The 25,439-nt window shown below is 73.7% G+C and carries 21 protein-coding genes; 12 read left to right on the plus strand and 9 right to left on the minus strand.

The genetic code is table 11. The features are described from left to right. Positions 1-173 precede the first annotated feature (173 nt). The 3 genes from PKE99_RS01470 to PKE99_RS01480 are packed head-to-tail and all read right to left on the minus strand — an operon-like array spanning position 174 to position 2,763. The gene (locus tag PKE99_RS01470) at positions 174-935 is read right to left on the minus strand and encodes an amino acid ABC transporter ATP-binding protein (RefSeq protein ID WP_269322935.1); all 762 of its coding nucleotides are present in this window, start codon (positions 933-935) and stop codon (positions 174-176) included. Further along, a complete protein-coding gene (locus tag PKE99_RS01475) occupies positions 932-1,840 on the minus strand; it encodes an amino acid ABC transporter permease (protein ID WP_051736955.1) in 909 nt (302 codons plus the stop codon). The genes PKE99_RS01470 and PKE99_RS01475 overlap by 4 nt, the downstream gene beginning before the upstream one ends. 8 nt (positions 1,841-1,848) lie before the next feature. Continuing rightward, positions 1,849-2,763: an ABC transporter substrate-binding protein gene (locus tag PKE99_RS01480; protein WP_231498080.1), complete on the minus strand. Its 915-nt coding sequence runs from the start codon at positions 2,761-2,763 to the stop codon at positions 1,849-1,851. Between the two features lie 206 nt (positions 2,764-2,969). Here PKE99_RS01480 and PKE99_RS38805 point away from each other — a divergent pair, with 206 nt between their 5' ends. The 5 genes from PKE99_RS38805 (at position 2,970) to PKE99_RS01505 (ending at position 7,856) form a co-directional block, all read left to right on the plus strand. After that, the gene (locus PKE99_RS38805) at positions 2,970-3,302 is read left to right on the plus strand and encodes an antitoxin (RefSeq protein ID WP_081923893.1); all 333 of its coding nucleotides are present in this window, start codon (positions 2,970-2,972) and stop codon (positions 3,300-3,302) included. Between the two features lie 311 nt (positions 3,303-3,613). Further along, positions 3,614-4,795, plus strand: a complete 1,182-nt coding sequence (locus PKE99_RS01490; protein ID WP_037042009.1) for a thiamine pyrophosphate-dependent dehydrogenase E1 component subunit alpha — start codon at positions 3,614-3,616, stop codon at positions 4,793-4,795. A 5-nt stretch (positions 4,796-4,800) separates the two neighbouring features. Further along, positions 4,801-5,772, plus strand: a complete 972-nt coding sequence (locus tag PKE99_RS01495; RefSeq protein WP_037042007.1) for an alpha-ketoacid dehydrogenase subunit beta — start codon at positions 4,801-4,803, stop codon at positions 5,770-5,772. Positions 5,773-5,774: 2 nt separating this feature from the next. Beyond that, positions 5,775-7,265, plus strand: coding sequence for a dihydrolipoamide acetyltransferase family protein (locus tag PKE99_RS01500; protein ID WP_438865905.1), 1,491 nt, complete (start codon positions 5,775-5,777; stop codon positions 7,263-7,265). A gap of 84 nt (positions 7,266-7,349) precedes the next feature. After that, entirely contained in the window at positions 7,350-7,856 is a 507-nt protein-coding gene (locus PKE99_RS01505) for an FxsA family protein (RefSeq protein ID WP_306470722.1), read from the plus strand. A 39-nt stretch (positions 7,857-7,895) separates the two neighbouring features. Here PKE99_RS01505 and PKE99_RS01510 read toward each other — a convergent pair whose 3' ends face one another. Next, positions 7,896-8,054: a hypothetical protein gene (locus PKE99_RS01510; RefSeq protein ID WP_156067290.1), complete on the minus strand. Its 159-nt coding sequence runs from the start codon at positions 8,052-8,054 to the stop codon at positions 7,896-7,898. Positions 8,055-8,236: 182 nt separating this feature from the next. Then, positions 8,237-8,860, minus strand: coding sequence for an SIMPL domain-containing protein (locus PKE99_RS01515; RefSeq protein WP_037042005.1), 624 nt, complete (start codon positions 8,858-8,860; stop codon positions 8,237-8,239). Between the two features lie 97 nt (positions 8,861-8,957). Here PKE99_RS01515 and PKE99_RS01520 point away from each other — a divergent pair, with 97 nt between their 5' ends. The 5 genes from PKE99_RS01520 (at position 8,958) to PKE99_RS01540 (ending at position 15,154) form a co-directional block, all read left to right on the plus strand. Further along, entirely contained in the window at positions 8,958-9,788 is an 831-nt protein-coding gene (locus tag PKE99_RS01520; RefSeq protein WP_051736954.1) for a DUF1206 domain-containing protein, read from the plus strand. 117 nt (positions 9,789-9,905) lie between these two features. Then, positions 9,906-11,096, plus strand: coding sequence for an ATP-binding protein (locus PKE99_RS01525; protein WP_037042003.1), 1,191 nt, complete (start codon positions 9,906-9,908; stop codon positions 11,094-11,096). Between the two features lie 235 nt (positions 11,097-11,331). Then, complete coding sequence (locus PKE99_RS01530; protein ID WP_037042002.1) at positions 11,332-11,652, plus strand: GroES family chaperonin; 321 nt, start codon at positions 11,332-11,334, stop codon at positions 11,650-11,652. A gap of 75 nt (positions 11,653-11,727) precedes the next feature. Beyond that, complete coding sequence (locus PKE99_RS01535) at positions 11,728-14,622, plus strand: VanW family protein (protein WP_081923892.1); 2,895 nt, start codon at positions 11,728-11,730, stop codon at positions 14,620-14,622. 106 nt (positions 14,623-14,728) lie between these two features. After that, positions 14,729-15,154 (plus strand): CBS domain-containing protein, encoded by a 426-nt coding sequence (locus PKE99_RS01540; RefSeq protein ID WP_037041995.1) that lies wholly within the window; start codon positions 14,729-14,731, stop codon positions 15,152-15,154. Between the two features lie 58 nt (positions 15,155-15,212). Here the strand turns inward: PKE99_RS01540 and PKE99_RS01545 are convergent, their stop codons facing one another. Next, the gene (locus PKE99_RS01545) at positions 15,213-17,045 is read right to left on the minus strand and encodes an acyl-CoA dehydrogenase (protein WP_037041986.1); all 1,833 of its coding nucleotides are present in this window, start codon (positions 17,043-17,045) and stop codon (positions 15,213-15,215) included. A gap of 206 nt (positions 17,046-17,251) precedes the next feature. Here PKE99_RS01545 and PKE99_RS01550 point away from each other — a divergent pair, with 206 nt between their 5' ends. Both PKE99_RS01550 and PKE99_RS01555 read left to right on the plus strand, forming a co-directional pair. Next, on the plus strand, positions 17,252-18,370 hold the full coding sequence (locus PKE99_RS01550; protein ID WP_081923853.1) for a peptidoglycan recognition protein family protein: 1,119 nt from the start codon (positions 17,252-17,254) through the stop codon (positions 18,368-18,370). Positions 18,371-18,507: 137 nt separating this feature from the next. Further along, entirely contained in the window at positions 18,508-21,165 is a 2,658-nt protein-coding gene (locus PKE99_RS01555; RefSeq protein ID WP_051736951.1) for a helix-turn-helix transcriptional regulator, read from the plus strand. Between the two features lie 10 nt (positions 21,166-21,175). Here the strand turns inward: PKE99_RS01555 and PKE99_RS01560 are convergent, their stop codons facing one another. The 3 genes from PKE99_RS01560 to PKE99_RS01570 form a co-directional block, all read right to left on the minus strand. After that, positions 21,176-22,675 carry a dynamin family protein gene (locus PKE99_RS01560; protein WP_081923852.1) on the minus strand — a complete coding sequence of 500 codons (1,500 nt, stop codon included), beginning with the start codon at positions 22,673-22,675 and terminating at the stop codon, positions 21,176-21,178. After that, positions 22,672-24,486, minus strand: coding sequence for a dynamin family protein (locus PKE99_RS01565; RefSeq protein ID WP_037041983.1), 1,815 nt, complete (start codon positions 24,484-24,486; stop codon positions 22,672-22,674). The genes PKE99_RS01560 and PKE99_RS01565 overlap by 4 nt, the downstream gene beginning before the upstream one ends. 137 nt (positions 24,487-24,623) lie before the next feature. After that, positions 24,624-25,433, minus strand: a complete 810-nt coding sequence (locus PKE99_RS01570; RefSeq protein WP_271214830.1) for an IniB N-terminal domain-containing protein — start codon at positions 25,431-25,433, stop codon at positions 24,624-24,626. Positions 25,434-25,439 lie beyond the last annotated feature (6 nt).

Here is a 25,439-nt window from a genome sequence, read left to right on the forward strand (position 1 = left end):
CGCCCGCTTCCGCGGCGCCCGTTCCGGCGCCGCGGCGCACCGGCCCCAGCGCACCTGACCCAGCGCACGGGGCCCAGCGCACCGGGCCCAGCGCACCGGACCCAGCGCACCGGCCCCAGCGCACCGGCCCCAGCGCACCGGCCCCAGCGCACCGGCCCCAGCAGCCGTCGCGGCTACAGCACCTTCGACAGGAACGCCTTCGTCCGCTCGTGCTGCGGGTTGCCGAGCACCTCCCGCGGTGCGCCCTGCTCGACGATCACGCCCTCGTCCATGAACACCAGGGCGTCGCCGACCTCGCGGGCGAAGCCCATCTCGTGCGTGACCACGACCATCGTCATGCCCTCGCGCGCGAGCCCGCGCATGACGTCGAGCACCTCGCCGACGAGCTCGGGGTCGAGTGCCGAGGTCGGCTCGTCGAACAGCATCAGCCGCGGCGACATGGCGAGCGCCCGCGCGATGGCGACGCGCTGCTGCTGCCCGCCGGAGAGCTGCGACGGGTAGTTGTCCCGCCGGTCCGCCAGTCCCACCCGGTCGAGCAGCTCGACGGCCCGCGCCTTCGCCGCGGCCTTGTCCTGGCGGCGCACGACGACCGGCGCCTCCATGACGTTCTCGATCGCCGTCTTGTGCGGGAAGAGGTTGAACCGCTGGAACACCATGCCGATGTCCCGCCGCTGGTGCGCGACCTCGGACTCGCGCATCTCGTAGAGCTTCCCGCCGCGTTCCCGGTAGCCGACGAGGTGCCCGTCGACCCGCAGCCGCCCGGAGTCGATCCGCTCCAGGTGGTTGATGCAGCGCAGCAGCGTGGACTTGCCGGAGCCCGACGGTCCGATCACGCAGCTCACCTCGCCGGGCTGCACGACGAGGTCCACCCCGCGCAGCACCTGCGTGGGGCCGAAGCTCTTGTGGATGCCGAGGGCCTCGACCATGGGCGTCACGCGGGGGCCTCCTCCGGCGTCCGGCGCAGGAACCCGAACAGCGACGGGCCGGGCGGCCCGGTCTGCAGCCCGCGCCCGTAGCGCCGCTCGATGAAGCCCTGCCCGACGGAGAGGATCGACGTCAGCGCCAGGTACCAGATCGCCGCGACGATGAGCAGCGGGATCGTCTGGAAATTGACCGAGTAGATCCGCTGCACGGACGTGAGCAGCTCGAAGTACCCGATCACGACGACGAGCGAGGACGTCTTCAGCATCGAGATCGTCTCGTTGCCCGTCGGCGGGATGATCACCCGCATCGCCTGCGGCAGCACGATGCGGCGCAGCGTCTGGGCGCGGGACATGCCCAGGGCGCCCGCCGCCTCGGTCTGGCCGTGCTCGACCGAGGCGATGCCGCCGCGCACGATCTCGGCCATGTACGCGGCCTCGTTGAGCCCGAGGCCGAGCAGGCAGGCCGCGAACTGGTTGATCAGCTGGTTGGTGTCGAAGGAGACGAATTCCGGCCCGAACGGGATCCCCAGCGACAGCCGCGGGTAGAGCGCCGACAGGAAGTTCCAGAACAGCAGCTGCGCGATCAGCGGCGTGCCGCGGAACACCCAGATGTAGAGCGCGGCGACCGAGCTGAGGATCCAGTTCGGCGACAGCCGCATCACGGCGAGCAGGACGCCGCCGACGATGCCGATCACCATGGACAGCACCGTCAGGACCAGCGTGTTCTTCAGCCCGTTGAGCACGGGCGGCGAGAACAGGTAGTCCCCGACGACGGGCCAGCCGAAGCCGTCGTTGGTCAGGATCGTGTGGACGAGCATGGCGGCAAGCACCGCCAGGACGGCCACGGCGACCCACCGCCCCGGGTGCCGGACCGGGACGGCGTTCATGGGCTCGGGACGGCCCGGCGGAGCTGACATCGGGCCGCTCAGGCGTTGATCTGCGACGTCGGGATGGCCCCGTTGCCGACGTTCCACTTGTCGAGGATGGCCTTGTAGGTGCCGTCGTCCATCAGCGCCTGGATCGCGCCCTGGACCGCCTGCGGGAACTCGGCCTGCCCCTTCTTGAGGACGACGCCGTAGGGCGCGGTGTCGTACGGCTCGCCGACGACCTCGACGGCCTTGTTCGTGGTGGTCACGGCGTAGGCGGCGACCGGGGAGTCGGCGAGCATGCCGACGATGCGCGACGAGGTCAGGGCGAGCGTGACGTCCGTCTGCTGCTGCAGCTCGGTCACCTGGATCGCCGGCTTGCCCTGGGAGGTGCACTCCTGGCTGCGGGTCACGACCTCCTCGGCCTGCGTGGTGCCGGCCTGGACGCCGATCGCCTTGCCGCAGAGGTCGTCGGGGTTCAGTCCGTCCGGGTTGCCCGCCTTCACGGCCAGGCTGGTGCCGGCGGTGAAGTAGCTGACCATGTCGACGGTCGCGGTGCGCTCGGGCGTGATCGAGAAGGACGACATGCCGGCCTCGTACCGGGCGCCGTCGATGCCGGGGATGATCCCGGAGAACTGGCTGTTCTGGAACTCGGCCTGCAGCCCCAGCTTCTGCGCGATCGCCGTGCCGAGGTCCACGTCCATCCCGATGATGGTGCGGCCGTCGGTGTCGGTGAACTCGTTGGGCGGGTAGGAGGCGTCCGTGCCGAAGACGAGCTTGCCGTCGGCGGAGACGGAGGCGGGGACCTTGGCGGCGAGGGCGTCGTCCTTCGCGGCCGCCGGGACGGCCGGGGCGGAGCTCGCGCCGGCGCCACCGCCGCCGGAGCCGTCGCCGCTGGAGCCGCACCCGGCCAGGACGACGGCGAGGGCCGCCGCGGCCAGCGCGGCGGGGATCGTTCGGTTTCGGGCGGACACGCCGGCACCTCCTCTTCGGTCCGCGCGGGCGGCGCGGTCGTCGGGATGCTGCCACCTGGCTGCCGGAAGGACATCCCGGAACGATCGTCCGTTACCCGACGGACACATGGTTGGCCGCCGCGGATCGCGGGAACCAGGACATATCACCGGGCGTTGACGGTGTGGAACGGACGGTGGACGACACCGGACACGACGGGAGGAAGCGCATGGCGGGCTTGTTCAAGAAGCTCGGCGCGCTGGCGGGTGCCGCGGAGGCGGCGCGCCGCTACGCGAAGAAGAACCCGGACAAGGCCGGGAAGTTCGTCGACCAGGCCGCCCAGTTCGTCGACAAGCAGACGAAGGGCAAGTACTCGGGGCAGATCCACGGCGCCGCGCAGAAGGCCAAGGGTGCCGCCGGCATCCACGGCCAGCAGGGCCGGGGCCCCCAGCAGGGCTACGGCCAGCAGGGCTACGGCCAGCAGGGGCAGCCGGGCTACGGCCAGCAGGGCTACGGGCAGCAGGGTCCGACCGACCCGCCCACCGCCCCCTACCGCGGCTGACACCCGCGACGCGCACGCGCGGCCCGGTCATCTCGTCGAGGTGACCGGGCCGTCGTCGTTCCCGGCGGTGATCGTTCCGAGGCCCGAGGATCGGACGCCGAACGGAGCCGTGGCCCCACGCACGGCCCGCCGCCCGATCCTGTGGGATCTCGCGGTCCCCCCGCCGGCGCGAGCCGTGCCACTATCACCTCAGAGGACGTCCGGCGCGGGGCGGCCCACACACCCGAGTGGTCCGCCGCCGGCCGTCCGTCGGCCCGCGGGCGGTGTGCCACAGCACGGACCCCGCGTGTCGTGAGCACGAGGAGGAACGCGTGTCCCGTCCACAGAGCTGGGTCCCGACCGATCCCCGATCCGCACCGACCCGCGAGCACGTCCTGTCCGGACTGCACGGCACCGACGAGGGCGGCGCCGAGCTCGTCCAGCTGCTGACCCCCGAGGGGCAGCGGGTGTCCGACGACCGGTTCGGTTCCTGGGCGGACGACGTCGGCGCCGAGGAGCTCAAGGGCTACTACCGCGACATGGTCCTGGTCCGCCGCGTCGACCGCGAGGGCAACGCCCTGCAGCGCCAGGGCCAGCTGGGCATCTGGGTGCCGCTGCTCGGCCAGGAGGCCGCCCAGGTGGGCGCCGGCCGCGCCGCCACCCCGCGCGACATGATCTTCCCCAGCTACCGCGAGCACGGCGTGGCCTGGTGTCGCGGGATCGACCCGACGGACCTGCTGGGCATCTTCCGCGGCACCGACCACGGCTCGTGGGACCCGATCGAGGCCCGGTTCCACCTGTACACGATCGTCATCGGCAACCAGTGCCTCAACGCCACCGGCTACGCCATGGGCCAGAAGTTCGAGGGCAAGGTCGGCGACGGGCCGGACGCCGAGGCCACGATGTGCTTCTTCGGCGACGGCGCCACCAGCCAGGGGGACGTCCACGAGGGGTTCGTGTGGGCGGCCGCCTACGATGCCCCGGTCGTCTTCTACTGCCAGAACAACCAGTGGGCGATCTCGGTGCCGCTCGAACGCCAGACCCGGGTGCCGCTCTTCCAGCGGGCGCGCGGCTACGGCTTCCCGGGCGTGCGGGTCGACGGCAACGACGTCCTCGCCTGCCTCGCCGTCACCCGCTGGGCCCTGGAGGAGTGCCGCACCGGCAACGGGCCCGTCCTGATCGAGGCGTTCACCTACCGCATGGACGCGCACACGACGTCGGACGACCCCTCGCGCTACCGGCTCGCCGACGAGCTCGAGCTGTGGAAGCTCAAGGACCCGATCGAGCGGGTGCGGGTGAACCTGGTGCGCGAGCACGGCGTGGGGCAGGACTTCTTCGACGAGGTGCAGGCAAAGTCGGACGAGCTCGCCGCCCGCTTCCGCGCCTTCTGCGTCGCGATGCCGGACCCCGGTCCGGACCGGATGTTCTCCGAGGTCTACGCCGAGCTGTCGCCCCAGTTGGCGGCGGAGAAGTCGGCGTACCTGGAGTACCACGCGTCGTTCGAGGGGGCGTGAGACGGATGACCACGATGACGCTCGCCAAGGCGCTCAACTCCGGGCTGCGCGCGGCGATGGAACTCGACCCGAAGGTCCTGGTGATGGGCGAGGACGTCGGCAAGCTCGGCGGCGTCTTCCGGGTGACGGACGGGCTGGCCAAGGACTTCGGCGAGCAGCGCGTGCTCGACACCCCGCTGTCGGAGAGCGGGATCATCGGCACCGCGGTGGGCCTCGCGATCCGCGGCTTCCGCCCGGTCTGCGAGATCCAGTTCGACGGGTTCGTGTTCCCCGGCTTCGACCAGATCGTCTCCCAGCTGGCCAAGGTGCGGTTCCGGTCGCAGGGCAAGGTGCCGATGCCCGTCGTCGTCCGGATCCCGTTCGGCGGCGGGATCGGCGCCGTGGAGCACCACAGCGAGTCGCCCGAGTCGCTGTTCGCGCACGTCGCGGGGCTCAAGGTGGTTGCCTGCTCGAACCCGGACGACGCCCACTGGATGATCCGCCAGGCCATCGCCAGCGACGACCCGGTGATCTTCTTCGAGCCCAAGCGGCGGTACTGGGAGAAGGGCGAGGTCTCGGAGACCGAGCCCGCCCCGCTGTTCTCCTCGCGGGTCGTCCGGTCGGGCGCCGACGTGACCGTGGCCTGCTACGGCCCGCTGGTGAAGACCTGCCTGGAGGCCGCGGCGGCCGCGGAGGCGGAGGGCACCGACATCGAGGTGATCGACCTGCGCTCGCTGTCCCCGCTGGACCTCGGTCCGGTGTTCGGGTCGGTGCGCCGCACCGGCCGGCTCGTGGTGGTGTCCGAGGCGCCGTCGGAGGCGTCGGTGACCTCGGAGGTCGCGGCCCGGGTGCAGGAGGAGTGCTTCCACTCGCTGGAGGCGCCGGTGCTGCGGGTGACCGGCTTCGACACCCCCTACCCGCCCTCCAAGTGCGAGGACGACTACCTGCCCGATCTCGACCGCGTGCTCGACGGCGTCGACCGCGCGCTGGGGTGGTGAGCGTGCCCGAGATCTTCCGGATGCCCGATGTCGGCGAGGGGCTGACCGAGGCCGAGATCGTGGCCTGGCAGGTCGCCCCGGGCGACCCGGTGGCGGTCAACCAGATCCTGGTCGAGATCGAGACGGCCAAGGCCGTGGTCGAGCTGCCGTCGCCCTTCGCCGGGACGGTCCACGAGCTGCTGGCCGAGCCCGGTGCGACCGTGCAGGTCGGCGAGCCGATCATCGCGATCCGGACGGCCGAGGGGGGCACACCCGAGCCGACGCCCGTGAGCGAGAGCCCGGCGGAGAGCAAGGGTGCGCTGATCGGCGAGGCCGGCGCCGACGGCCGGATCGCCACGCTCGTCGGCTACGGCCCCCGGCAGGGCGCCGCGCGGCGGCGCCCTCGGAAGGGCGTGCCCGGCGCGGCGGCCGCGGTGGCGGAGCCCGAGGTCGCCCCGGTCGTCGCCGGGGAGGAGGCGGCCGCCCAGGTCGGTCCGGCCGCCGCGGCGGCGAGCGCACCGGACCTCGACGACGGCGCCGCGGCGGGCCCGGAGTCCCTGGTCCCGCTGGCCAAGCCGCCGGTGCGCAAGCTGGCGAAGGACCTCGGCGTCGACCTGCGGGCGCTCGCCGGGTCCGGCCCGGGCGGGGTCATCACCCGGGACGACGTCCGCGCGGCGGCGTCGGCGCAGGCCGCCGGTGCCGCCGGTGCCGCCGGTGCCGCCGGTGCCGCCGGTGCCACCGGTGCCGCCGGTGCCACCGCGGCCCCGGCGGCCGAACCCGTGGCCGTACCGGCCGCAGCCGCACCCGAGTCCGTCGGCGGGGTGCGGCGCGAGCCGATCCGCGGGGTGCGCAGGGCCACGGCGGCGGCCATGGTGCAGTCCGCGTTCACGGCCCCGCACGTCACCGAGTTCCTGTCGGTCGACGTCACGGAGACCATGGCGCTGCGGGACCGGCTGCGCGCGTCGCGGCGGTTCGCCGACGTCAAGCTCACGCCGCTCGCGTTCGTCGCCAAGGCGGTGTGCCTGGCCGCGCGCCGGACCCCGGCGGTCAACGCGAGCTGGGACGAGCCGGCCGGCGAGATCGTGTACTACGACCACGTCCAGCTCGGGATCGCCGCCGCGACCCCGCGCGGCCTGCTCGTGCCGAAGATCCGGGACGCCGACCGGCTCGACCTGCACGGCCTGGCCGCCGCGCTCGGCGCGCTCACGGAGACCGCGCGGGCGGGGAAGACGGCCCCGTCGGACCTGGTCGGCGGCACGATCACGATCACGAACGTCGGGGTGTTCGGCGTCGACACCGGCACGCCGATCCTCAACCCGGGCGAGGCGGCGATCCTGGCCGTCGGCTCGATCAAGCCCGCGCCGTGGGTCGTCGACGGGGAGCTCACGGTGCGGACGGTGTGCCAGCTGGCGCTGTCCTTCGACCACCGGCTGGTCGACGGCGAGCAGGGCTCCCGCTTCCTCGCCGACGTCGGCGCCCTGCTCGAGGACCCCGCGACGGCGATGCTCTGGTGACGACCCCGTGGACGGCGCTCTCGCTCGGGAGGTGTGAGCGAGAGCGCCGTTCGCTCGGGTGATCGGGAGAAAAACGGCGGTCCCGTGCGTTGGACGGGTATGCCGTTCGTGCTGCTGTACCTGGTGGTCGAGATCGTCGCCGTGGTCGCGCTGGGCTCCTGGATCGGCGCCCTGCCGACCCTGCTGGTGCTGCTCGCGGGCTCCGTGCTGGGCCTGTGGCTCGCCCGCCGGGAGGGGCTGCGGGCCGCGCAGGCCCTCGCCGAGGCGGCCCGGAACCGGCGCGTCGCCACCTCGGAGACCACGGACGGGATGCTCGTCGCCGTCGGCGGCCTGCTGCTGTTCGTGCCCGGCCTGGTCACGGACGTGCTGGGGCTGCTGCTGGTGCTGCCGCCCACCCGGGCGCTGGTGCGCCGCCGGCTCGTCGCGTCGACCGAGCGCCGGCACCCCGGCCTGCGCACCGCGCGGATCCGCAGCGAGGGTCAGGTGATCGACGCCGAGGTCGTCGACGTCCGGCCCGGGGCGGGCACAGAGCCGCCGCGCCGCCCCGGCGGCCCCATGGTGATCGAGGGGACCGTGGTCGACGAGCGCTGAGCTGAGCGCTCGCCGGCGCGCCACCGGTGTTCTTCGGGGCTACTCGGCCTCGGAGGTCAGGAAGGCGACCGTCACGGGGCCGCCGTGGTTGTGCAGCACGGCCGCGCTGCTGCCGGTGAGCAGCAGGCCGACGGCCGCGGTGAGCATGGCCCGGGCGGTCGCCCGCAGCCCGATCCGGCGCTGTCGTCCGGGGCGCATCCGCAATTCCTGCCGGGTGCGTCGCGTCAGGCGGTGCCGTCCCCCTCGAGAACCCACGCTGTCCTCCCGTCACGAACCGAGTGACTAGTCCGAACGAGTGTCGGACCGATGGCGGGAATTGCGCTACCCGGACGCTCCGATTCACCCAATGGGACAGCAATTCGGCGGGAAAAGCGCCGATATCACGAGCCGATCAACGTCCATGTCGTCGTGCATCGCGCGGTGACGCGCACCGGCTCCGGTTCGAGCCCCAGATCGGCGACGTCCGGTCCGCCCTCGGCCCGGGCCGCCCGCATCGCCATCATCGGCGCGGCCCCGTGCTCCGGCCCCTCGCTCAGCCGCACCAGCCGGCCCAGGCTGCCGCCCAGCGCCGCCGCGTAGCCCTCGGCCCGGCGGCGGGCGTCGGCCACCGCGCGACGCTGCGCCTCCGCCAGCACCGCGTCCGGGTCGGCGAGCGACCACGCCGGTCCGGACAGCGCCGCGGGTTCCGCCCCGAGCAGCAGCGACAGCACCTCCTCGAGCACGTCCGGGTCGTCGACGCGCACCTGGATGGCCTCGCTCGCCCGGCAGTCCGACGGCTTCGACCCCTTGTACTCGGTGTGCACCGACACCCGCCGGCCGCGGACCGTGAGCCCGGGCAGCCCGAGCGCCTTCTCGGCGCCGCCGACGCGACGACCCAGCTCCTCGACGGCGGCGGTGCGGCTGCGCCCGCGCGCGTCGAACACCACGGAGAGCTCGGCGCGGTCGGCCGTGTGCTCGACCCATCCGTTGCCCTCGGTCACGATCTCCGGTGCGTTCTCGGTCACGCCCCGAGCCTCCCAGATCCCGGCCGATCACGGCGTATCCCCGAGTATCGGTCGGGCGCTAGACGGGCGCAGACGCGGCGATGGTTACCGTGATGAGGTGCTCGCCCCCCTCCGGCGTCTGCGCCGGTCGGTCCGCCGCGGTCGCTCCGACGCGCCCGGCCGTGTCGTCGACCTCCTCGGCCGCGGCGGCCTCGTCGCCTACGGCGTCGTCCATCTCGTGGTGGCCTGGCTCGCCGTGCGGATCGCGATCGGCCTGCCGAAGGGCTCGGCCGACGCCCAGGGGGCGGTCGCGGAGATCGCGACCGGTGCCGGGGCGGTCGGCCTGGTGGTGGCGGTCGTCGGGCTCGTCGCGTTCGCGGTCTGGCAGCTCACGGCCGCCGCGCTCGGCTTCCGCTGGGTCTCGGGCGGCGAGCGGGTGCGCAAGCGCGTCGGCGCGGTCGCCAAGGCGGTGACGATGCTCGGGCTGGCCGTGATCGCCGTCGCGTTCCTGCGGTCGGGCCCCCGGTCCGGCGACGCGGGCGCGCGCGACGTCGTCGCGGACCTCCTGCTGCTGCCCGGTGGCCGGCTGCTGGTGGCGGCGGTGGCCGTGGCGATCGGGATCATGGGTGTGACCATGACCTACACCGGGGTCAAGCGGACGTTCATGGGCGATCTCGACGTCCGGCGGCTCTCCCCCGCGATCCGGCGCACGATCGAGGCGGTCGGCGCGGTCGGGCACCTCGCCCGGGCGCTCGCGCTCGGCGTGGTCGGGGTGCTGGTCCTCACCGCGGCCGTGGCCTCGGACGCGCGTCGGGCCGGCGGGCTCGACGCCGCGCTGCGGGCCCTCGGCGAGACACCGCTCGGGATGTCCCTGCTCGTCGTCGTCGCGCTGGGGTTCGGGGCCTTCGGGCTGTACTGCCTGGCCGACGCGGCCTTCCGTCGAGCCTGACCTACCGGTGTCTAGCGTCTGCGCCAGACGGGCGCAGACGGACCGATCGACGACACGCCATCGCGCCGGATAGCGAAATCTAGGGTCGGCGCGAGACGCGCGGATACCGTGCGATCCATGGATCCGGTGCGCAACCCGTTCGCTCCCGGCGCAGGTCAGCGGCCCCCGGAGCTGGCGGGCCGGGACCGCGAGGTCGACGCGTTCGAGATCGTGCTGGAACGGGTCGCGCGCGGCCGCCCGGAACGCAGTCTCGTGCTCACCGGACTGCGCGGCGTCGGGAAGACGGTGCTGCTCGGCGAGCTGCGGTCGATGGCCGTCCGCGCCGGCTGGGGGTCCGGCAAGATCGAGGCCCGGCCCGACGCCGACCTCCGCCGCCCCCTCTCGGCCGCGCTGCACCGGGCGATCCGGGACCTGGCGGTGCAGCACCCGCGGCAGGAGCGCGTCGACGAGGTGCTGGGCGTGCTCAAGGCCTTCGCCCTGCGTGCCTCGCCCGACGGCGCACGGATGCGGGAGCGCTGGCAGCCCGGCATCGACGTGCCGGTGCGCAACGGCCGCGCGGACTCCGGCGACATCGAGATCGACCTGGTCGAGCTGTTCACCGAGGTCGCGGAGCTGGCCAGCGAGGTCGCCACCGGGATCGCGATCCTCATCGACGAGATGCAGGACCTGCGGCCCGACGACGTCTCCGCCCTCTGCGCGGCCTGTCACGAGCTCTCGCAGTCCCGGATGCCCCTGGTGGTGGTCGGCGCCGGCCTGCCCCACCTGCCGGCCGTGCTGTCGGCGTCGAAGTCCTACTCGGAGCGGCTGTTCAAGTACGCCCGGATCGACAAGCTGGACCGCAAGGACGCCGACTTCGCGCTCCTGGCGCCGGCCGAGCGCGAGGAGGCGGCCTTCGACGCCGAGGCCCTCGACCAGCTCTACGAGCGCTCCGGCGGTTACCCCTACTTCGTGCAGGCCTACGGCAAGGCCTCCTGGGACGCCGCGCCGACCAGCCCGATCCGGGCCGACGACGTCGCCCTGGCCGCGCCGGAGGCGGAGGCCGAGCTGGCGGTCGGGTTCTTCGGGTCGCGGTACGAACGGGCCACGCCGGCGGAGCGCGAGTACCTGCGCGCGATGGCCGAGCTGGCGGAGGGGACGGACGAGCCCGTCGTCACCTCGACGATCGCGCAGCACCTCGAGCGCAAGCCCTCGTCGCTGTCACCGGCGCGGGACAGCCTGCTGAAGAAGGGCCTGGTCTTCTCGGCCCAACGCGGCCAGATCGCCTTCACCGTGCCGCACTTCGGCCGGTACCTGCTCGCCTCCACCTGACCCAACCACTGCCCCGAACGAGTGAAGAACGTATTTCGGGGACGCAGGCGTAACGACCCGGCCGGACCGGACGAATCCTGGGGTAGCCCCGTGGCGCTGTCGGACCCCCGACCTGGCAGCTCCGCGGGGCCTCTTCGTTCCCGCCGGGCCCGTCCGGTCCGTCCGCGCCGTCCGTCACCTGCCCGAGGCGACACCGCCGGGTGACGGTGTCCGCGCTGCCCGTAGCATCACCCCGGTGCCGGACCCGAAGTTCGAGATCCAGATGCTGCACGACCGCGTCATGATCAAGATCGTGGAGTCGGCGGGCGAGCGTCGGAGCTCCTCGGGGATCGTCATCCCGGCCACGGCCCAGGTCGCCAAGCGGCTGATCTGGGGCGAGGTCTTCGGCATCGGCCAGCACGTGCGCAGTGTCAAGGTGGGCGACCGGGTCCTCTTCGCTCCCGAGGACCAGTACGAGGTGGAGGTCCAGGGCTCCAGCTACATCGTGATGCGCGAGCGCGACCTGCACGCCGTCGCGACGGAGCGCACCGAGCACGGGACCGGCCTGTACCTGTAGGGCGCGCGGCGCAGCACGGAACCGTCCCGGGGCACGCGGGACGGGTGGACATCGGTGGGGAAGGAACACGGCCTGATGCCCGAGCGGCAGCCCTCGCCCGGCGAGGTGGACGAGCAGCGCACCGGCGGCGGGGGGAACGGCGCCGGCCCGACCACGGACGGCCCACGGCCGGCACCGGGCCCGCGCACGGACAGCCCGCGCGGGGACGCGCTGTTCTCCCCGTCCCCGCGGCCCACGCCGCAGCCCCGTGAGCAGGGCGCGAACGGGAGCGGCACGAACGGGACCAACGGCGCCAACGGCACCGCCGCCGGGAACGGCACCGCCGCCGGGAACGGCACATCCGCCGGGAACGGCGTCGCCGCAACGAATGGCGAGCCCGCCACCCGGCCCTCCCCGACCACCCGGCCCTCGCCCGGCCCGCGGCCGGCAGCGGCCGCCGCTCCCGGGGCCGGTGCGAACGGCGTCGCTCACGGGGCCGGTGCGAACGGCGTCGCTCACGGGTCCGACGGTGCCGCCGCCGAGGCCGCGACCGGGCAGGGTGCCGTCGAGAGCGGTGCCGCCCCGGGACCCGGGAAGGACGCGGCCGCACCGACCGCGGATGCCACGGGCGGAGGATCGGACGGATCCGCCGCGCCCGAGGCCGCGACCACCTCGGGCGAGACCGCGCCCGCCTCCGCCGGGCCGCAGGCCCCCGGCGCGACCGCTCCCGCCGCCCCGATCACCACGGCCGACGGGTCTACCGCGAACGCTCCCGCCGAGGCGCCGGGTGCGGACGGTCCCGTCGCTGCGGGCGCGAACGGTCCTACCGATGCGGCGGGCGCGAACGCCGCCGCGGCGGCCCGGCCGGCGGGCGAGCAGCAGCCCTCCGCCCCCGACACCGCCGTGGCCGACACCGCCGTGGCCGACACTCCCGCGGCCGGCACCCCGGTCGCCGGCACGGCCGCGCCCGGCACCCCGACCAGCGGCACGCCAGCAGGCACCCCGGCTGCCGGAACCGCCGCCGTCGGCACCCCCGCGGCCGCGCCCGCTCCGTCCGTTCCGTCCGACGACACCGACGACCGCCCCACCGCGGTGCATTCCGCCGCGCCGGTCTGGGGCTCGGAGGACACCCAGGTCCTCCCGCGAACCGGTGCGGCGGCGGTGAGCGTCGACCAGCCGACCCAGCGCCTCGGCGCCCCGGCCCGCCCGGTCGACCCGCCGACCGAGCAGTTCCGCATGCCCACGGGTGGCGCGGTCCCGCCGACGCAGAGCTCCGGCACGCCGCCGACCGGGGACCACCCCGGCGGCTCCGGCTCCGGCGGCGGCCGCCGCAGGAAGCCGCTGCTGATCGTCGCCGGTGTCGTGGCGGTGCTCGGCCTGCTCTACGTCGCCGACCTCGTCGTGTCCGCGGGCAACGTGCCCCGCGGCGTCACCGTCGCCGGGCTGGAGCTCGGCGGGCTCTCCAAGGCCGACGCCCGGCAGCGCCTGCAGGAGGCGATCGAGCCCCGGTCGTCGCTCCCGGTCCAGATCACCGCGGGCCCGGTGCAGAGCCAGATCGACCCGAAGGCCGCCGGCCTCGAGGTGGACTACCAGGCCACCATCGACCAGGCGGGCGCGCAGCCGCTGAACCCGGTCACCCGGATCACGTCGTTCTTCTCCGAGCGCGAGGTCGGCGTGATCAACAAGGCCGACGAGCGTTCGGTCACCACCGCGCTGGAGCAGCTCAAGCCGGTCGTCGACCAGGCCCCCGTCGAGGGCAACGTCCGGTTCGAGGGCACCACCCCGGTCGCCGTCCCGCCGGTCCCGGGCCAGACGCTCGACCTGTCCGCCGCCGTCGGCGTGCTGGAGCGGGAGTGGGCGTCGGGCGCCCCGGTCGCGCTGCCGCTGATCCCGCAGCCGACCGCCACCACGAACGACGACGTCCAGGAGGCCATCGAGAAGGTCGCGACGCCGGCCGTCTCCGCGCCCCTGACGATCAAGGGCGAGGGCGCCGACGCCGTCCTGCAGCCCGCGGACATCGCGAGCGCCCTGACCTTCCGCGCCGACGCCGCGGCGAGCCCCAAGCTCGTCCCGGAGATCAACAACGAGGCGTTGAAGGAGGTCGCGTCGCCGCAGCTGGCCGCGACCGAGAAGCCCGCCCGGGACGCGAGCCTGGACTTCTCCTCCGGCACCCCGACCGTCGTCCCCTCGCAGGACGGCCGCGGGATCGACTACGACAAGACGTTCGAGAACGTCGTCGCGGTGCTGACCGGGACCGGCGAGCGCAGCGTGGTGGCGGTGTACGCCGACCAGAAGGCCGAGCTGACCACCGAGAAGCTGTCGTCGCTCGGCATCACCGGCGAGATCAGCTCCTTCACCACCGGCGGGTTCGCGGCCGACTCGGGCCAGAACATCAAGCGGGCGGCCCAGCAGGTCAACGGCACGATCGTGCAGCCCGGCGAGACCTTCAGCCTCAACGCCCTGACCAACCCGCGCAACGCGGCGAACGGCTACGTCGAGGCCGGCATCATCGAGAACGGCCACTCGGCGCGCGGCGTCGGCGGCGGCGTCTCGCAGGTCGCGACCACGCTCTACAACGCGGCGTACTTCGCCGGCATGGTCGACGTGGCGCACAAGGAGCACAGCTTCTACATCAGCCGCTACCCGGTGGCCCGCGAGGCCACGGTGTTCGACGACATCATCGACCTCAAGTTCCGCAACGACGGGCCCACGGGCGTGCTCATCCAGACGTTCTGGACGCCCTCGAACCTCACGGTCAAGATGTTCGGCACCAAGCGCTACGAGGTCACCTCGGAGACCGGGCCGCGGACCAACCCGACCGAGCCGCAGACGATCACCATCCCGCCGGGCCAGGCGTGCACCCCGTCGAAGGGGTCGCAGGGGTTCACGGCCACGGACACGCGGGTGATGCGCAACCTGGAGACCGGCGAGGTCACCCGGAAGACCCGCACGGTGAAGTACAACCCGTCACCCAACGTCATCTGCGGCTGACCCGCCGTCGGACGATCGGGGCGAGCCGCCGTTCAGCCCTCGCGTGACACCTGTCACGGTTCGTACCCTCCTCCTCGGACAACGACGTCGAGGATCGGGGGCACGGATGCGCATCGCGGACATCCTGCGGAGCAAGGGGCACGCCGTCGCGACGATCGAGCCCGAGGCCACGGTGTCGGCCCTGCTCGCCCGTCTGGCCGAGGGGAACTACGGCGCGCTGCCGGTCGTGCAGGACGGCCGGCTCGTGGGGATGGTGTCCGAGCGCGACGTCGTCCGGAAGCTGCACGAGCGGGGCGCGGACCTGCTCGGGATCGCCGTCTCGGAGATCATGACCACGGTGGTGGCCACCTGCACGCCCGACGACGGCGTGAGCCACCTCGCCCAGGTCATGACCAACCGCCGGGTCCGGCACCTGCCGGTGGTGGTCGACGAGGAGCTGCTCGGCATCGTCTCGATCGGCGACCTCGTCAAGGCCCGCATCGACTCCCTGGAGCGCGAGCGCCAGCAGCTGGAGTCCTACATCGCCCAGTGAGCCACTGCGCCGCCTGTAAGTGGCAACAGCCGCTACCGCCGTTGCCACTCACAGGTGCCTAGAACGAGGCCTCGTCCAGCTCCATCAGCGAGTTGTCCGCCGCCTCGACGATCGCCCGCTCGGCGGTGAGCTTCGGCAGGGCGGTCCGGGCGAAGAACCGGGCGACGCCGATCTTGCCCTCGTAGAACGCCTGGTCCTTGGCGCTGACGTCACCGGCCAGCGCGTTCTGCGCGACGTCCGCCTGGCGCAGCAGCAGCCACCCGACGAGCAGGTCCCCGACGGCCATCAGGAACCGCACGCTGTGCTGGCCGACCTTGTACAGCTCGGCGACATCCTTCTGCGAGGCGAACAGGTAGCCGGTCAGCGAGCCGAGCATGCCCTGGACGTCGGCCAGTGCGGTCGCCAGCAGCGCCCGCTCCTCCTTGAGCCGGCCGTTGCCGGTCTCGTTCTCGAGGAACGCCTGGATCTCGCCGGCGACGTGCATCAGCGCGGCGCCGTTGTTCTTGACGATCTTGCGGAAGAGGAGGTCGAGCGACTGGATCGCCGTCGTGCCCTCGTACAGCGAGTCGATCTTCGCGTCGCGGATGTACTGCTCGAGCGGGTAGTCCTGCAGGAAGCCCGAGCCACCCAGCGTCTGCAGGGACTGCAGCAGCTGCTCCGACGCCCGCTCCGAGCCGACGCCCTTGACGATCGGCAGCAGCAGGTCGTTGACCTTCTCGGCGAGGTCGACATCGCCGCCCTGGCGGATCGTGTCCTGGAAGGTGCCGGTGTAGAGGTAGAGCGCCCGCAGGCCCTCGGCGTACGCCTTCTGCGTCATCAGCGAGCGGCGGACGTCCGGGTGGTGCGTGATCGTGACGCGCGGGGCGGTCTTGTCGGTCTGCCGGGTGAGGTCCGGGCCCTGCACGCGCTCCTTGGCGTACTCCAGCGCGTTGAGGTAGCCGGTCGACAGGGTCGCGATGGCCTTGGTGCCGACCATCATGCGGGCGTACTCGATGACCTGGAACATCTGCGCAATGCCGTCGTGCACCTCGCCGAGCAGCCAGCCCTTGGCGGGGACGCCGTGCTGGCCGAACGTGAGCTCGCAGGTCGTGGAGACCTTGAGGCCCATCTTGTGCTCGACGTTCGTGACGAAGGCGCCGTTGCGCTCGCCCAGCTCGCCGGTCTGCGAGTCGAAATGGAACTTCGGCACGAGGAACAGCGACAGGCCCTTGGTGCCGGGCTTCGGGTCGAGGCCGGGCGCCTCGGGGCGGGCCAGCACCAGGTGCATGATGTTCTCGGTCATGTCCTGGTCGCCGGACGTGATGAACCGCTTCACGCCGTCGAGGTGCCAGGAGCCGTCCTCCTGCAGCACGGCCCTGGTGCGGCCGGCGCCCACGTCGGACCCGGCGTCGGGCTCGGTGAGCACCATGGTGGCGCCCCAGCCCTTCTCGATCATGATCTCGGCCCAGTGCTGCTGCTCCTCGGTGCCGTTGGCGTGCATCACGGAGGCGAAGTTCGGGCCGGCCATGTACATGTACAGCGCCGGGTTGGCGCCGAGGATCAGCTCCGAGGCCGCCCACTGCACCGACGGGGGCACGCCGAAGCCGCCCAGCTCGACGGGCAGGGACAGCCGGTACCACTCGCCGTCCCACAGCGCCTTGTAGGAGTCCTTGAAGGACTGCGGCAGTGTCGCCGTGTGGGTCTTCGGGTCGAAGACCGGCGGATTGCGGTCCGCGTCGGCGAAGGACGCGGCGAGCGGGCCGGTGGCCAGCGTGTTCAGCTCGCTCAGGATGCCCTTGGCGGTGTCGGTGTCGACGCCCTCGAACGCGCCCGTGCCGAGCTGCTCCTGTACCCGGAACACCTCGAACAGGTTGAACTCGAGATCGCGCACGTTGCTCTTGTAGTGGCCCATCGCGGTGCTCCTTCCTACCGACGGGTAACTCGCGCCGCCCAGCTTATTACCGACGAGTAACCAGAGCAACCGTCGTTCGTGCCGGGCGTGGTCGTCACACCTTCGGGTCGTCCGGTTGTGCACGGAGCGTGCGTGATCCAAGGTTCTCGCGGGGCGGATGTGACTCGTGTGACCACGCGGGTCATCCGGACGGGCAGGGGGCCACGATGGGTCGTCAGCGTGGGGTGACGGGAACGGGGCGCGGGGATCTGACCCGCCGCGGTTTCGTCCTGGGTGGACTCACGGCCGGGGCGCTGGTCGCCGCGCCGGGGCTGGCCCAGGCCGGCGAGCGGCCGCCCGGCAGCGCCCTCACCGACGGCGTGGCCTCACCGGACATCGTGGACTGTGCGGGCTGGGGGGCCCGGCCGAACAGCGCGATCGTGCCGATCTGGAACCAGCGCCCGGTGAAGATCCTCGTGCACCACACGGCGTCGGCCAACGTCGCCGACCTGAGCCGCGGGGCCGCGGACCGGGTCGCGCGCGCGATCCAGAACTTCCACATGGACAGCCGCGGCTGGCTCGACACCGGCCAGCACTTCACGATCAGCCGCGGCGGCTTCGTGCTCGAGGGCCGGCACCGCTCGCTCGAGGTGCTGCGGATCGGCCAGCGCCAGGTCGAGGGCGCGCACTGCACGGGGCAGAACGTCGTGGCGGTCGGGATCGAGAACGAGGGCACCTACATCGACCAGGACCCGCCCGGCGCCCTCTGGGACTCGCTGCGCACCACCTGCGCGTACATCTGCAGCCAGTACGGCATCGCGCCGACCGAGCTGTACGGGCACCGCGACTTCAAGAACACGATCTGTCCCGGCGACCGGCTGTACGGCATGCTCCCGCGGCTGCGCAGCGAGGTGGCCGAGGTGCTGGGCCGGCGCGTCGAGGAGGCGGACACGCAGAAGGCGAGCTGGCCGCTGTTGCGCGCGGGCGACGCCGGCGACACCGTCCTGGCCGCCCAGTACCTCCTGCGCGACGCCGGCATCCACACCAACGTCGACGGTCGCTTCACCCCGGCCACCGTCGCCGCCGTCACGGAGTTCCAGCAGGCCACGGGCGCTGAAGAGCCCAACGGGATCCTCGGGGGCGAGTCCTGGCCGGTGCTCGCCCGCATCGTGGACCGCGCGACGGAGTCGGGCTCGGACGCCGCCCGCGCCGTCGAGATCCTCGCCGGCAACCGCTCCTCCGAGGCCGTCCCGGACACGGTCGACCGGCCGGCCTGGCAGGATCTCCTCGGCACCTCCGGCGCCCCCACAGACACCTCTGTGGACCCGGCCGGGCCGCCGCAGTAGCGCTCCCGCGAGCCTGAGAACCACCCTCACCCGATCGGGGGTTCGTGGCTGCGCCGATGCGGCGGCGGAGCGCTGCACCGCCCCGGATCGATACGCTCGGTCGTCGCACGGTCGGGGGGCCGTTAGGGGGTGGAACGGTGTCCGAACCGGACCCGGGAGAAGCGCTGGCCGGGGCGCCCGCGGCGCGCCGGCTCGTCCGCGCGGTCGCCGCGGATCCCGGCGCGGCCCTGGTGTGCGACGTCGTCGGGCCGGCCGGGGCCGGCAAGACCACGACCCTGCGCGCCGTCGCGGCAGCGTGGTCCACCTCGGTCACCGACACGGTCGAGGGCGCCGGGGACGGCCCCCTCGTCGTCGACGACGCCCACGACCTGTCCGCGCAGGCACTCGACCTGCTGTGCGAGCGCGCGGCCCTGCCCGGAGCGCGGCTCGTCGTCGCCCGCCGGCCGTGGCCCCGCACCCCTCAGCTGGCCGCCCTCGGCGCCGCGCTCAGCACCCACCGGCCCCCGCTGGTCCTCGGCACCCTCGACCGCACCGGCGTCGCTGCCCGGGCCGCGCGCCTGCTCGGCGGCCCGGCCGCGGACCCGCTGGTGGAGCACGTCCACACGAAGACCGCGGGCCTGCCGGCGCTGGTGGACCGCATGCTCGCCGAGATCGTCGAGCGGATCGGGCCGCAGAACCGCTCCCGGCTGCTGCGCGACGCCCCGCCCGGCTCGCTGCGGGTGCCCGTGCCGACCGGCCTGCTCGACCAGCTCGGGCACCGGCTCTGGGCGCTCGACGCCCGGGTCCGGGAGCTGGCCGTCGCCGTCGCCCTGGGCGCCCCGCTCGACGCCGAGGTGCTGGTCCCCCTGCTCGGCCTGCTCGACTCCGCGGGCGGCGGGATCGACGAGGTCGACGAGCTCGTCGAGGAGGCGCGCACCGCGGCCGTCTTCACGCCCTCCGGCGGACCCGCTCCCCTCGTGGCCGGCGCGATCCTGCGCGCCGTCCCCGAGGCGCGGCGGCTGGAGATCCGCCGCACGCTCGCCGAGATCGAGCTGGACCGCGGCGGCAGCGTGCTCACCGCGGCCCGCGGGATGCTCGGCACCGGCGCCACCGGCACCCGGTCGGCGGAGGTCTTCACCGCCGCGGGGGACGAGCTCACCCGCACCGACGCCGACGAGGACGCCGGACCCTTCTACGCCGCCGCCGTCACCGCCGGGGCGCCCGCCCTGCCGCTGGCCGCGCGCCGCGCCGAGGCCGCGATCCGCGCCGGGCGGCTCGACGACGCCCTCGCCGAGGCCGACCAGGTCCTGTCCTCACTGGACCGGGTCGACGTCGACGACGCCCTGCGCGCCGGGACCGTCGCCGCCGCGGTCCTCGCCCACCGCGGGATGCTCGCCCGCAGCGCCGAGCTCTACCGCTGGATGGCCGGGGCCGGGGCGCCGACGGCGCTGGCGATCCCCGCGCTCGTCGGCACGGGGGCCCTCGACGAGGCCCGGGCCGCCCTCCACGTCCCGGCACCGCCACCGGTCCCCAGCGGCCCCGCGACGTCGGCCGGTGCCGTGCTCGGTGCCCCGCCCGGCTTCGGCGGCGGCCCGGCCACCGGCGGCCCGGCGCGGCCGCCGACGCTGCTCGCCGGGGCCGAGGAGCTCACCGCCCAGGGCGTACTCGACTCGGTCACCGGCTCGCCCACGCGCGCGCTCTCCCAGCTCGCCCGGGCCGCCGCGCTGCTCGAGTCCTCCACCCGCGCCGCCCTGTTGCCCGACACCCCGGCCGCCCTCGCCGCGCTCGTCGCGGTCCAGACCGGGGAGCTCGACGTCGCGAAGTCGCTGCTGGAGCGGGCGGTCACCGTCCGGCTCGGCGGGCCCGCCGCCGCGGCCCGGCACCGGCTCCTGCTCGGCTGGATCGCGTTGAACCGCGGCGCCTTCGGGTCCGCCCGGGCGCACCTCGACGCCATCGGCCGGGACGCCCTCGAACCCCGCGACGAGCTGCTCGCCTCCGCACTGGAGGTCGCGCTCGCCCGCCGCGCGGGCGACCTCGCCTCGCTGATGCCGCTCTGGGGTCGCGCCCGCGAGGCGATCGTGCGCCACCCCGTCGACCTGTTCGTGCTGCAGCCGCTGGGCGAGCTGGCCATCGCGGCGACCCGGCTGCGCGAGCCGAGCTGGGTCCGCCCGCACCTCGACGAGGCCGAGGCCCTGCTCGACCGCCTCGGCAGTCCGCCGCTCTGGGCCGCGCCGCTGCACTGGGCGCGGCTGCACGCGGCGATCCTGGCCGAGGACCGCGAGGAGGCCGCCGGGCACGCCGCGGCCCTGCAGGACGCGGCCTGCGGCAGCCGGTTCGCCGAGGCCATGGCGGTCGCGGCACCGCACTGGGTGGCGCTGCTCGACTCGCACGTGGACGCCGGCGCGGTCGAGGCGGCCGCCCGCGGCCTGCACGCCGTCGGCCTGTCCTGGGACGGCGGCAAGCTCGCCGGGCAGGCGGCGATCCGCACGGACGACCGCCGGGCGATGAGCGCGCTGCTGACCTGCGCCCGCGCGCTGCAGGGCCAGCAGACGCCGCCGGCCCCGGCCCGCCCGCAGGACCCCGGTCCGGAAGCGGCCGGCGTGCCGGCCGAGGAGGAGCCCGCCGACGGCCAGCTCTCCGACCGCGAGCGCGAGGTCGCCGCGCTGGTGCTGGAGGGCCTGACCTACAAGCAGATCGGCGAGAAGCTGTTCATCTCGGCCAAGACCGTGGAGCACCACGTGGCCCGGATGCGCCAGCGGCTCGGGTCGACGAGCCGCGGCGAGCTGTTCGCGCAGCTCAAGCGGATCGTCGGCTGAGCACCACCGCTCAGCGGAGTCGGGCGAGCATCCCCTCGCAGCTGCGCACGACCACCCGCGCGGCGTCGGCGGTCGCCCGGCTCGCCAGCGGGCTCTCGGCCCGCCGCTGCCACCGGACGACGGCGTCGAGCGCGGCGGCGCGCAGGTCGTCCGGCCCCGAGGCGGGGTCGAGACCCAGCCGGGCGGCCACGCCGCTGCCGTCGCCGCCGAGGAGGCGTTCGGCGTCGTCGAGCGCGTCGGCCGGGAAGGTGACGGCCCCGGCCCGCAGCGCGGACAGCATCCGCAGCTCGACGAACTCGTGGGCGCCGGCGAGGATCCGCTCCATCTCCGCGGCGATCGGCTGCGCGGTGGGCCGCGGCTCGCGCTGCAGGACGAGCTCGACGGCGAGCAGCGCCGACCGTGCCTTGAGCAGCTCGCGGCGCTCGGCGAACTGCGTGGCGAGCACCGTGCGCAGCTCCTCCAGCCCGCTGCGCCGCACCAGCTCGGAGGCCAGCGCGGACGGGTCGGTCACGCCCTGGCGGATCAGGGTGGTGCCGAGCCGGACGCCGAAGAGCCCGAACCGCTCCACCAGGCGCCCGCGCACCTCCGGCGCGGGCGCGCCCTCGACCTCGCGGGTGGCGAACCGGTCCGCGGAGAGGAGCAGGGCGTCGAGCTCGGCGCGCGGCATCCCGGCGAGGGTCGCGAGCGCCCCGTACTCGTCCTGCCGCATGGTGCGCCCGGTCTGGGCGAGCAGCCCGGCCACCGCGACGACGGTCTGGCAGAGCCCCCGGATCTTCGCGTCCGCCCGGTACCGGCGGGCGATGCGGCGGGCCGAGGTGAGCGCGTCGAGCCGCCCGACGCCGATCTCGTCCGCCCGGGACAGCACCGCGATCGTGTTCACCGGGGTGGCCCGGGCGACCCCGCGGTCCAGGAAGGACTCGAGGAACCGCACGTCCGTGCTGTGCAGGTGCCGCATCAGGTAGACGACGGCGTCGGCCTGCGAGGGCGAGTCGTCCGGCGCGAGGAAGGCCCCGGCGCGCGCGGCGGCGTCGGCCGACAGCGAGGCGATGCCCGGGGTGTCGACCAGCGTGGTGGACCGCAGGTACTGCGACGGCCAGTCGACGACCAGCCGGTCCACCTGCTCGGCCGGGAGCCCGCCGAGGTCGAGCTGCAGGGCGCCCTGCGACCGGGCGATCGTGAGCTGCCGCGGCGCCCCGGCGCGCGGGAACATCTGCACCCGCGGCGCCGGCGCGTCCTGGTACCAGGTGACGACCCGGGTGCACTCCCCGGCGTCCGTCGGCGCGATCTCCTCGCCGACCAGGGCGTTGAGCAGCGTCGACTTGCCCGCCTTGACCTTGCCCGCGATCGCCACGCGCAGCGGCTCCTCGAACCGGGCGAGGTGGTGGCGCAGCCAGCCGACGGCCTGCGGGCTGTCGGCGTAGACGTCGATCGTGCGGCGGAGCAGGGTGCGGACCTCGGCGCCCAGGCCGACCGGCTGCGCCGAGGTCCGGAGGGTGGAGTGTTCGGTCACTTCTCGTCCACCAGCGCCCGGGCCCGCTTCGCCAGGGACTCGACCCGGGCGATCTCGGCCTTCAGGTCCTCGATCCGCTTCTGCCGCTGCGAGACGTCCGTGTTCACCGCGCTCTGCGCCGCGGACACCGAGGTCGCCAGCGACACCGACAGCTCCTCGGCCAGCACGGTGAAGTGGTCGCGGAGCTGGCGCTGGGCGCGGCGCAGGGTGTCCCGGGAGTCCTTGCCGACCTGGAAGGTCACCTCGTCGATGTGCCGGCGGACGGCCGTCTTCGCCTCGGCCCGGCGCCGCTCGCGCAGCCGTTTGCGCTCGTCCCGCACGGTCTTGCCGCCGAACAGCAGGCCGGCCGCGATGGAGAAGGGGTTGAGCAGGGCGAGGCCGGCGAAGCTCGTGGCGAGCCCGATCATCAACAGGCCGCCGTAGCCGCCGCGCATGCCGACGAACAGCTTCTGGCCGATCCCGAACTTCTCGCCCTCCGGCTGCTCGAGGGCCTGGACCACGCCGCCCAGCCTGCTCCCGTCGATGTGGATCTCGGGGAGGGCGGCGTCCGCCCCCTCGGCGAAGTGCTCGGAGACCTGCTCGGCGAGCCAGCGGGCGCGCTGCGCGGTCCACACGTAGTTGGCCGAGGTCGCCTGGCTCACCTGCTGGTGGAACCACTGGGCGAACTGGTCCCAGATGTCGGCCGGGTCGGCGTCGTCGAGCAGCTGCTCGGCCTCGCGGGTCACCGAGCGGAGCCGGTCCCGCAGGTCGTACTCGATGTCCGAGATCAGGTCGGCGACGCCGTCGTTCAGGGTGATCTGCCAGCGCGCCGACCGCTGCCGCAGGTCGTCCGCCCGCGCCTTGGCCCGGGTCAGCTCCTCGACCAGCGCCTCGGCCTTGCCCGGGTCCTCCAGGGCGGCGAGCTCGGCGGTGAACTGCGCGGACAGCTGCTCGGCGACGGCCCGGACGTCCTGGCTGGTCGAGCGGCGGTCCAGGTCGTCCGCCCGGGCGACGACCTTGCGCAGCAGGAAGCCGACCAGCGGCGCGAACCCGGACTCGCTCATCAGCTCGGCGTCGCCGGTCTCGGCGCCCGCGAGCCGCAGCGCCGACGAGACGGGGTAGATCTCCGCCTCGACGCCGGCCTTCCGCAGGTGCCCCTTGTCGAGCTCGACGATCTTGCGCCAGTGCGGGTACAGGTCGGTCTTGGTGACCACGCACCCGACGTTGGGGCACAGGCCCATCGCCGAGCGCAGGAAGTCGATCTCCGGCGCGGTGTACTCCTGCGCGGCGTCCGAGACCAGGACGACGGCGTCGGCGGTCGGCAGGGCGGCCATGGTCGCGGCGCCGTGCGCGGAACCCAGCCCGCCGACGCCGGGGGTGTCGACGAGCACCAGGCCGCTCTGCAGCAGCTTGCGCGGCAGGGTGACCTCGGCGTGGTGCAGGCCGGCACGGTTCTCCGGGTTGCCGGCCTCGGAGACGAAGTCGGCCAGCCGGGAGGTCTCGACGACCGTCCGCTCCTCGACCGGCTCGGCGTCCTCCGTCGCACCCGGCGGCACCTTCACCAGGGTCACCGTGGTGGTCTCGGCGAACCGGACCTCGGTGGGCACGGCGGTGGAGATGTCATCGTCGACGGGGCAGACCGGGGCGTTGACCAGCGCGTTCACCAGCTGGCTCTTGCCCTGCTTGAACTCCCCGACGATCAGCACCCGGACGTTCGGGTCGGCCAGCCGGGCCCGGGTCGCCTGCAGCCGGACGGCGAGGTCCGGACGCTCGTAGGCCGACGTGGCCTTGAGCGCCAGGTCGACCAGCTGGACCGCTGCCGGTACCGCCACCGAATCGTCGTCCTCCCCGGTCCCGACCGCCGGGACACCTGTCCGTCACATTCTGCCTACACGAGGACCGCGTCCACGACGAAGGCCCCGACACCCTCGGGTGAGGGTGCCGGGGCGTTCGTCACGCGGGAGGCGTGTCAGGCGTCGACGGTCACGTCGTTACCGCTGCCGATGTTCGTCTCGGTGTCGACGTCGGTGTTGCTGATCGTGGTGTCCTCGTCCGAGACGCTCGACTCGAAGTCGTTGTCCTGGTTGTACGAGTCGTCGATCGAGGTCGAGTTGTTGGTCTCGGTCGAGTACTCGTTGCCCGAGTTGTCGACGTCGTAGTTGCCGGAGGCCGTGCCGCCGACGGACAGCGCGCCGCCGTCGTCCACCGAGACGTCCTCGAAGGACGCGCTGTTGGCGTCGCCGGAGCCGAAGGCGGTGGTGTTGTCGTCGCCGTCGACCACGTTGTTGCCGTCGCCCACGACGTTGCCGTTGCCGGTCGTGATCGTGGAGTCCTCGATGTCGCCGCCGGCGGCCACGGCACCGTCACCGGACGCCGTGACGGCGTCGATGTCGATCTCCTGGTCGAAGTCGCCGCCGCCGGTGTCGATGTCCTGGTTGATCGAGTTGTCGACGATGGTGTCGCGGTCGTCGATCCAGTTGTTGGTCACGTACGTGTTGAGGTACTTGACCGCGTGCTCGTGGTCCGACTCGTGCGGCTCCTTGTGCGGGGGCGGCGGCGGGGTGTGGTGGTGGTTGCCGCCGGTGTCGTACTTCCGGTCGAAGTCCGAGTCGTCGTTGTCCTGGATGAGGAGCGCGGCGTCGTGCACGTCCTCGGCGGTGAACTCGGTGAGGCCGCAGCCCTCGATGTAGGCGGCCGGGTCGGCCTTGAAGGCCTCGGCGGCCTCCGGGTCGTTGAGCAGGCTGAGCAGCAGCTCGATCAGGGTCTGGGGGGAAGCCATGTCGTT

The organism is Pseudonocardia halophobica (assembly GCF_027922425.1).
Lineage (GTDB): Bacteria > Actinomycetota > Actinomycetes > Mycobacteriales > Pseudonocardiaceae > Pseudonocardia > Pseudonocardia halophobica.

Bases quoted from the DNA above. Each gene is read 5' to 3' on its own strand.
- PKE99_RS01475 (WP_051736955.1), bottom strand. From the start codon at position 1,840: ATGTCAGCTCCGCCGGGCCGTCCCGAGCCCATGAACGCCGTCCCGGTC.
- PKE99_RS38805 (WP_081923893.1), top strand. From the start codon at position 2,970: ATGGCGGGCTTGTTCAAGAAGCTCGGCGCGCTGGCGGGTGCCGCGGAG.
- PKE99_RS01495 (WP_037042007.1), top strand. From the start codon at position 4,801: ATGACCACGATGACGCTCGCCAAGGCGCTCAACTCCGGGCTGCGCGCG.
- PKE99_RS01510 (WP_156067290.1), bottom strand. From the start codon at position 8,054: ATGCGCCCCGGACGACAGCGCCGGATCGGGCTGCGGGCGACCGCCCGG.
- PKE99_RS01525 (WP_037042003.1), top strand. From the start codon at position 9,906: ATGGATCCGGTGCGCAACCCGTTCGCTCCCGGCGCAGGTCAGCGGCCC.
- PKE99_RS01535 (WP_081923892.1), top strand. From the start codon at position 11,728: ATGCCCGAGCGGCAGCCCTCGCCCGGCGAGGTGGACGAGCAGCGCACC.
- PKE99_RS01540 (WP_037041995.1), top strand. From the start codon at position 14,729: ATGCGCATCGCGGACATCCTGCGGAGCAAGGGGCACGCCGTCGCGACG.
- PKE99_RS01545 (WP_037041986.1), bottom strand. From the start codon at position 17,045: ATGGGCCACTACAAGAGCAACGTGCGCGATCTCGAGTTCAACCTGTTC.
- PKE99_RS01550 (WP_081923853.1), top strand. From the start codon at position 17,252: ATGGGTCGTCAGCGTGGGGTGACGGGAACGGGGCGCGGGGATCTGACC.
- PKE99_RS01570 (WP_271214830.1), bottom strand. From the start codon at position 25,433: ATGGCTTCCCCCCAGACCCTGATCGAGCTGCTGCTCAGCCTGCTCAAC.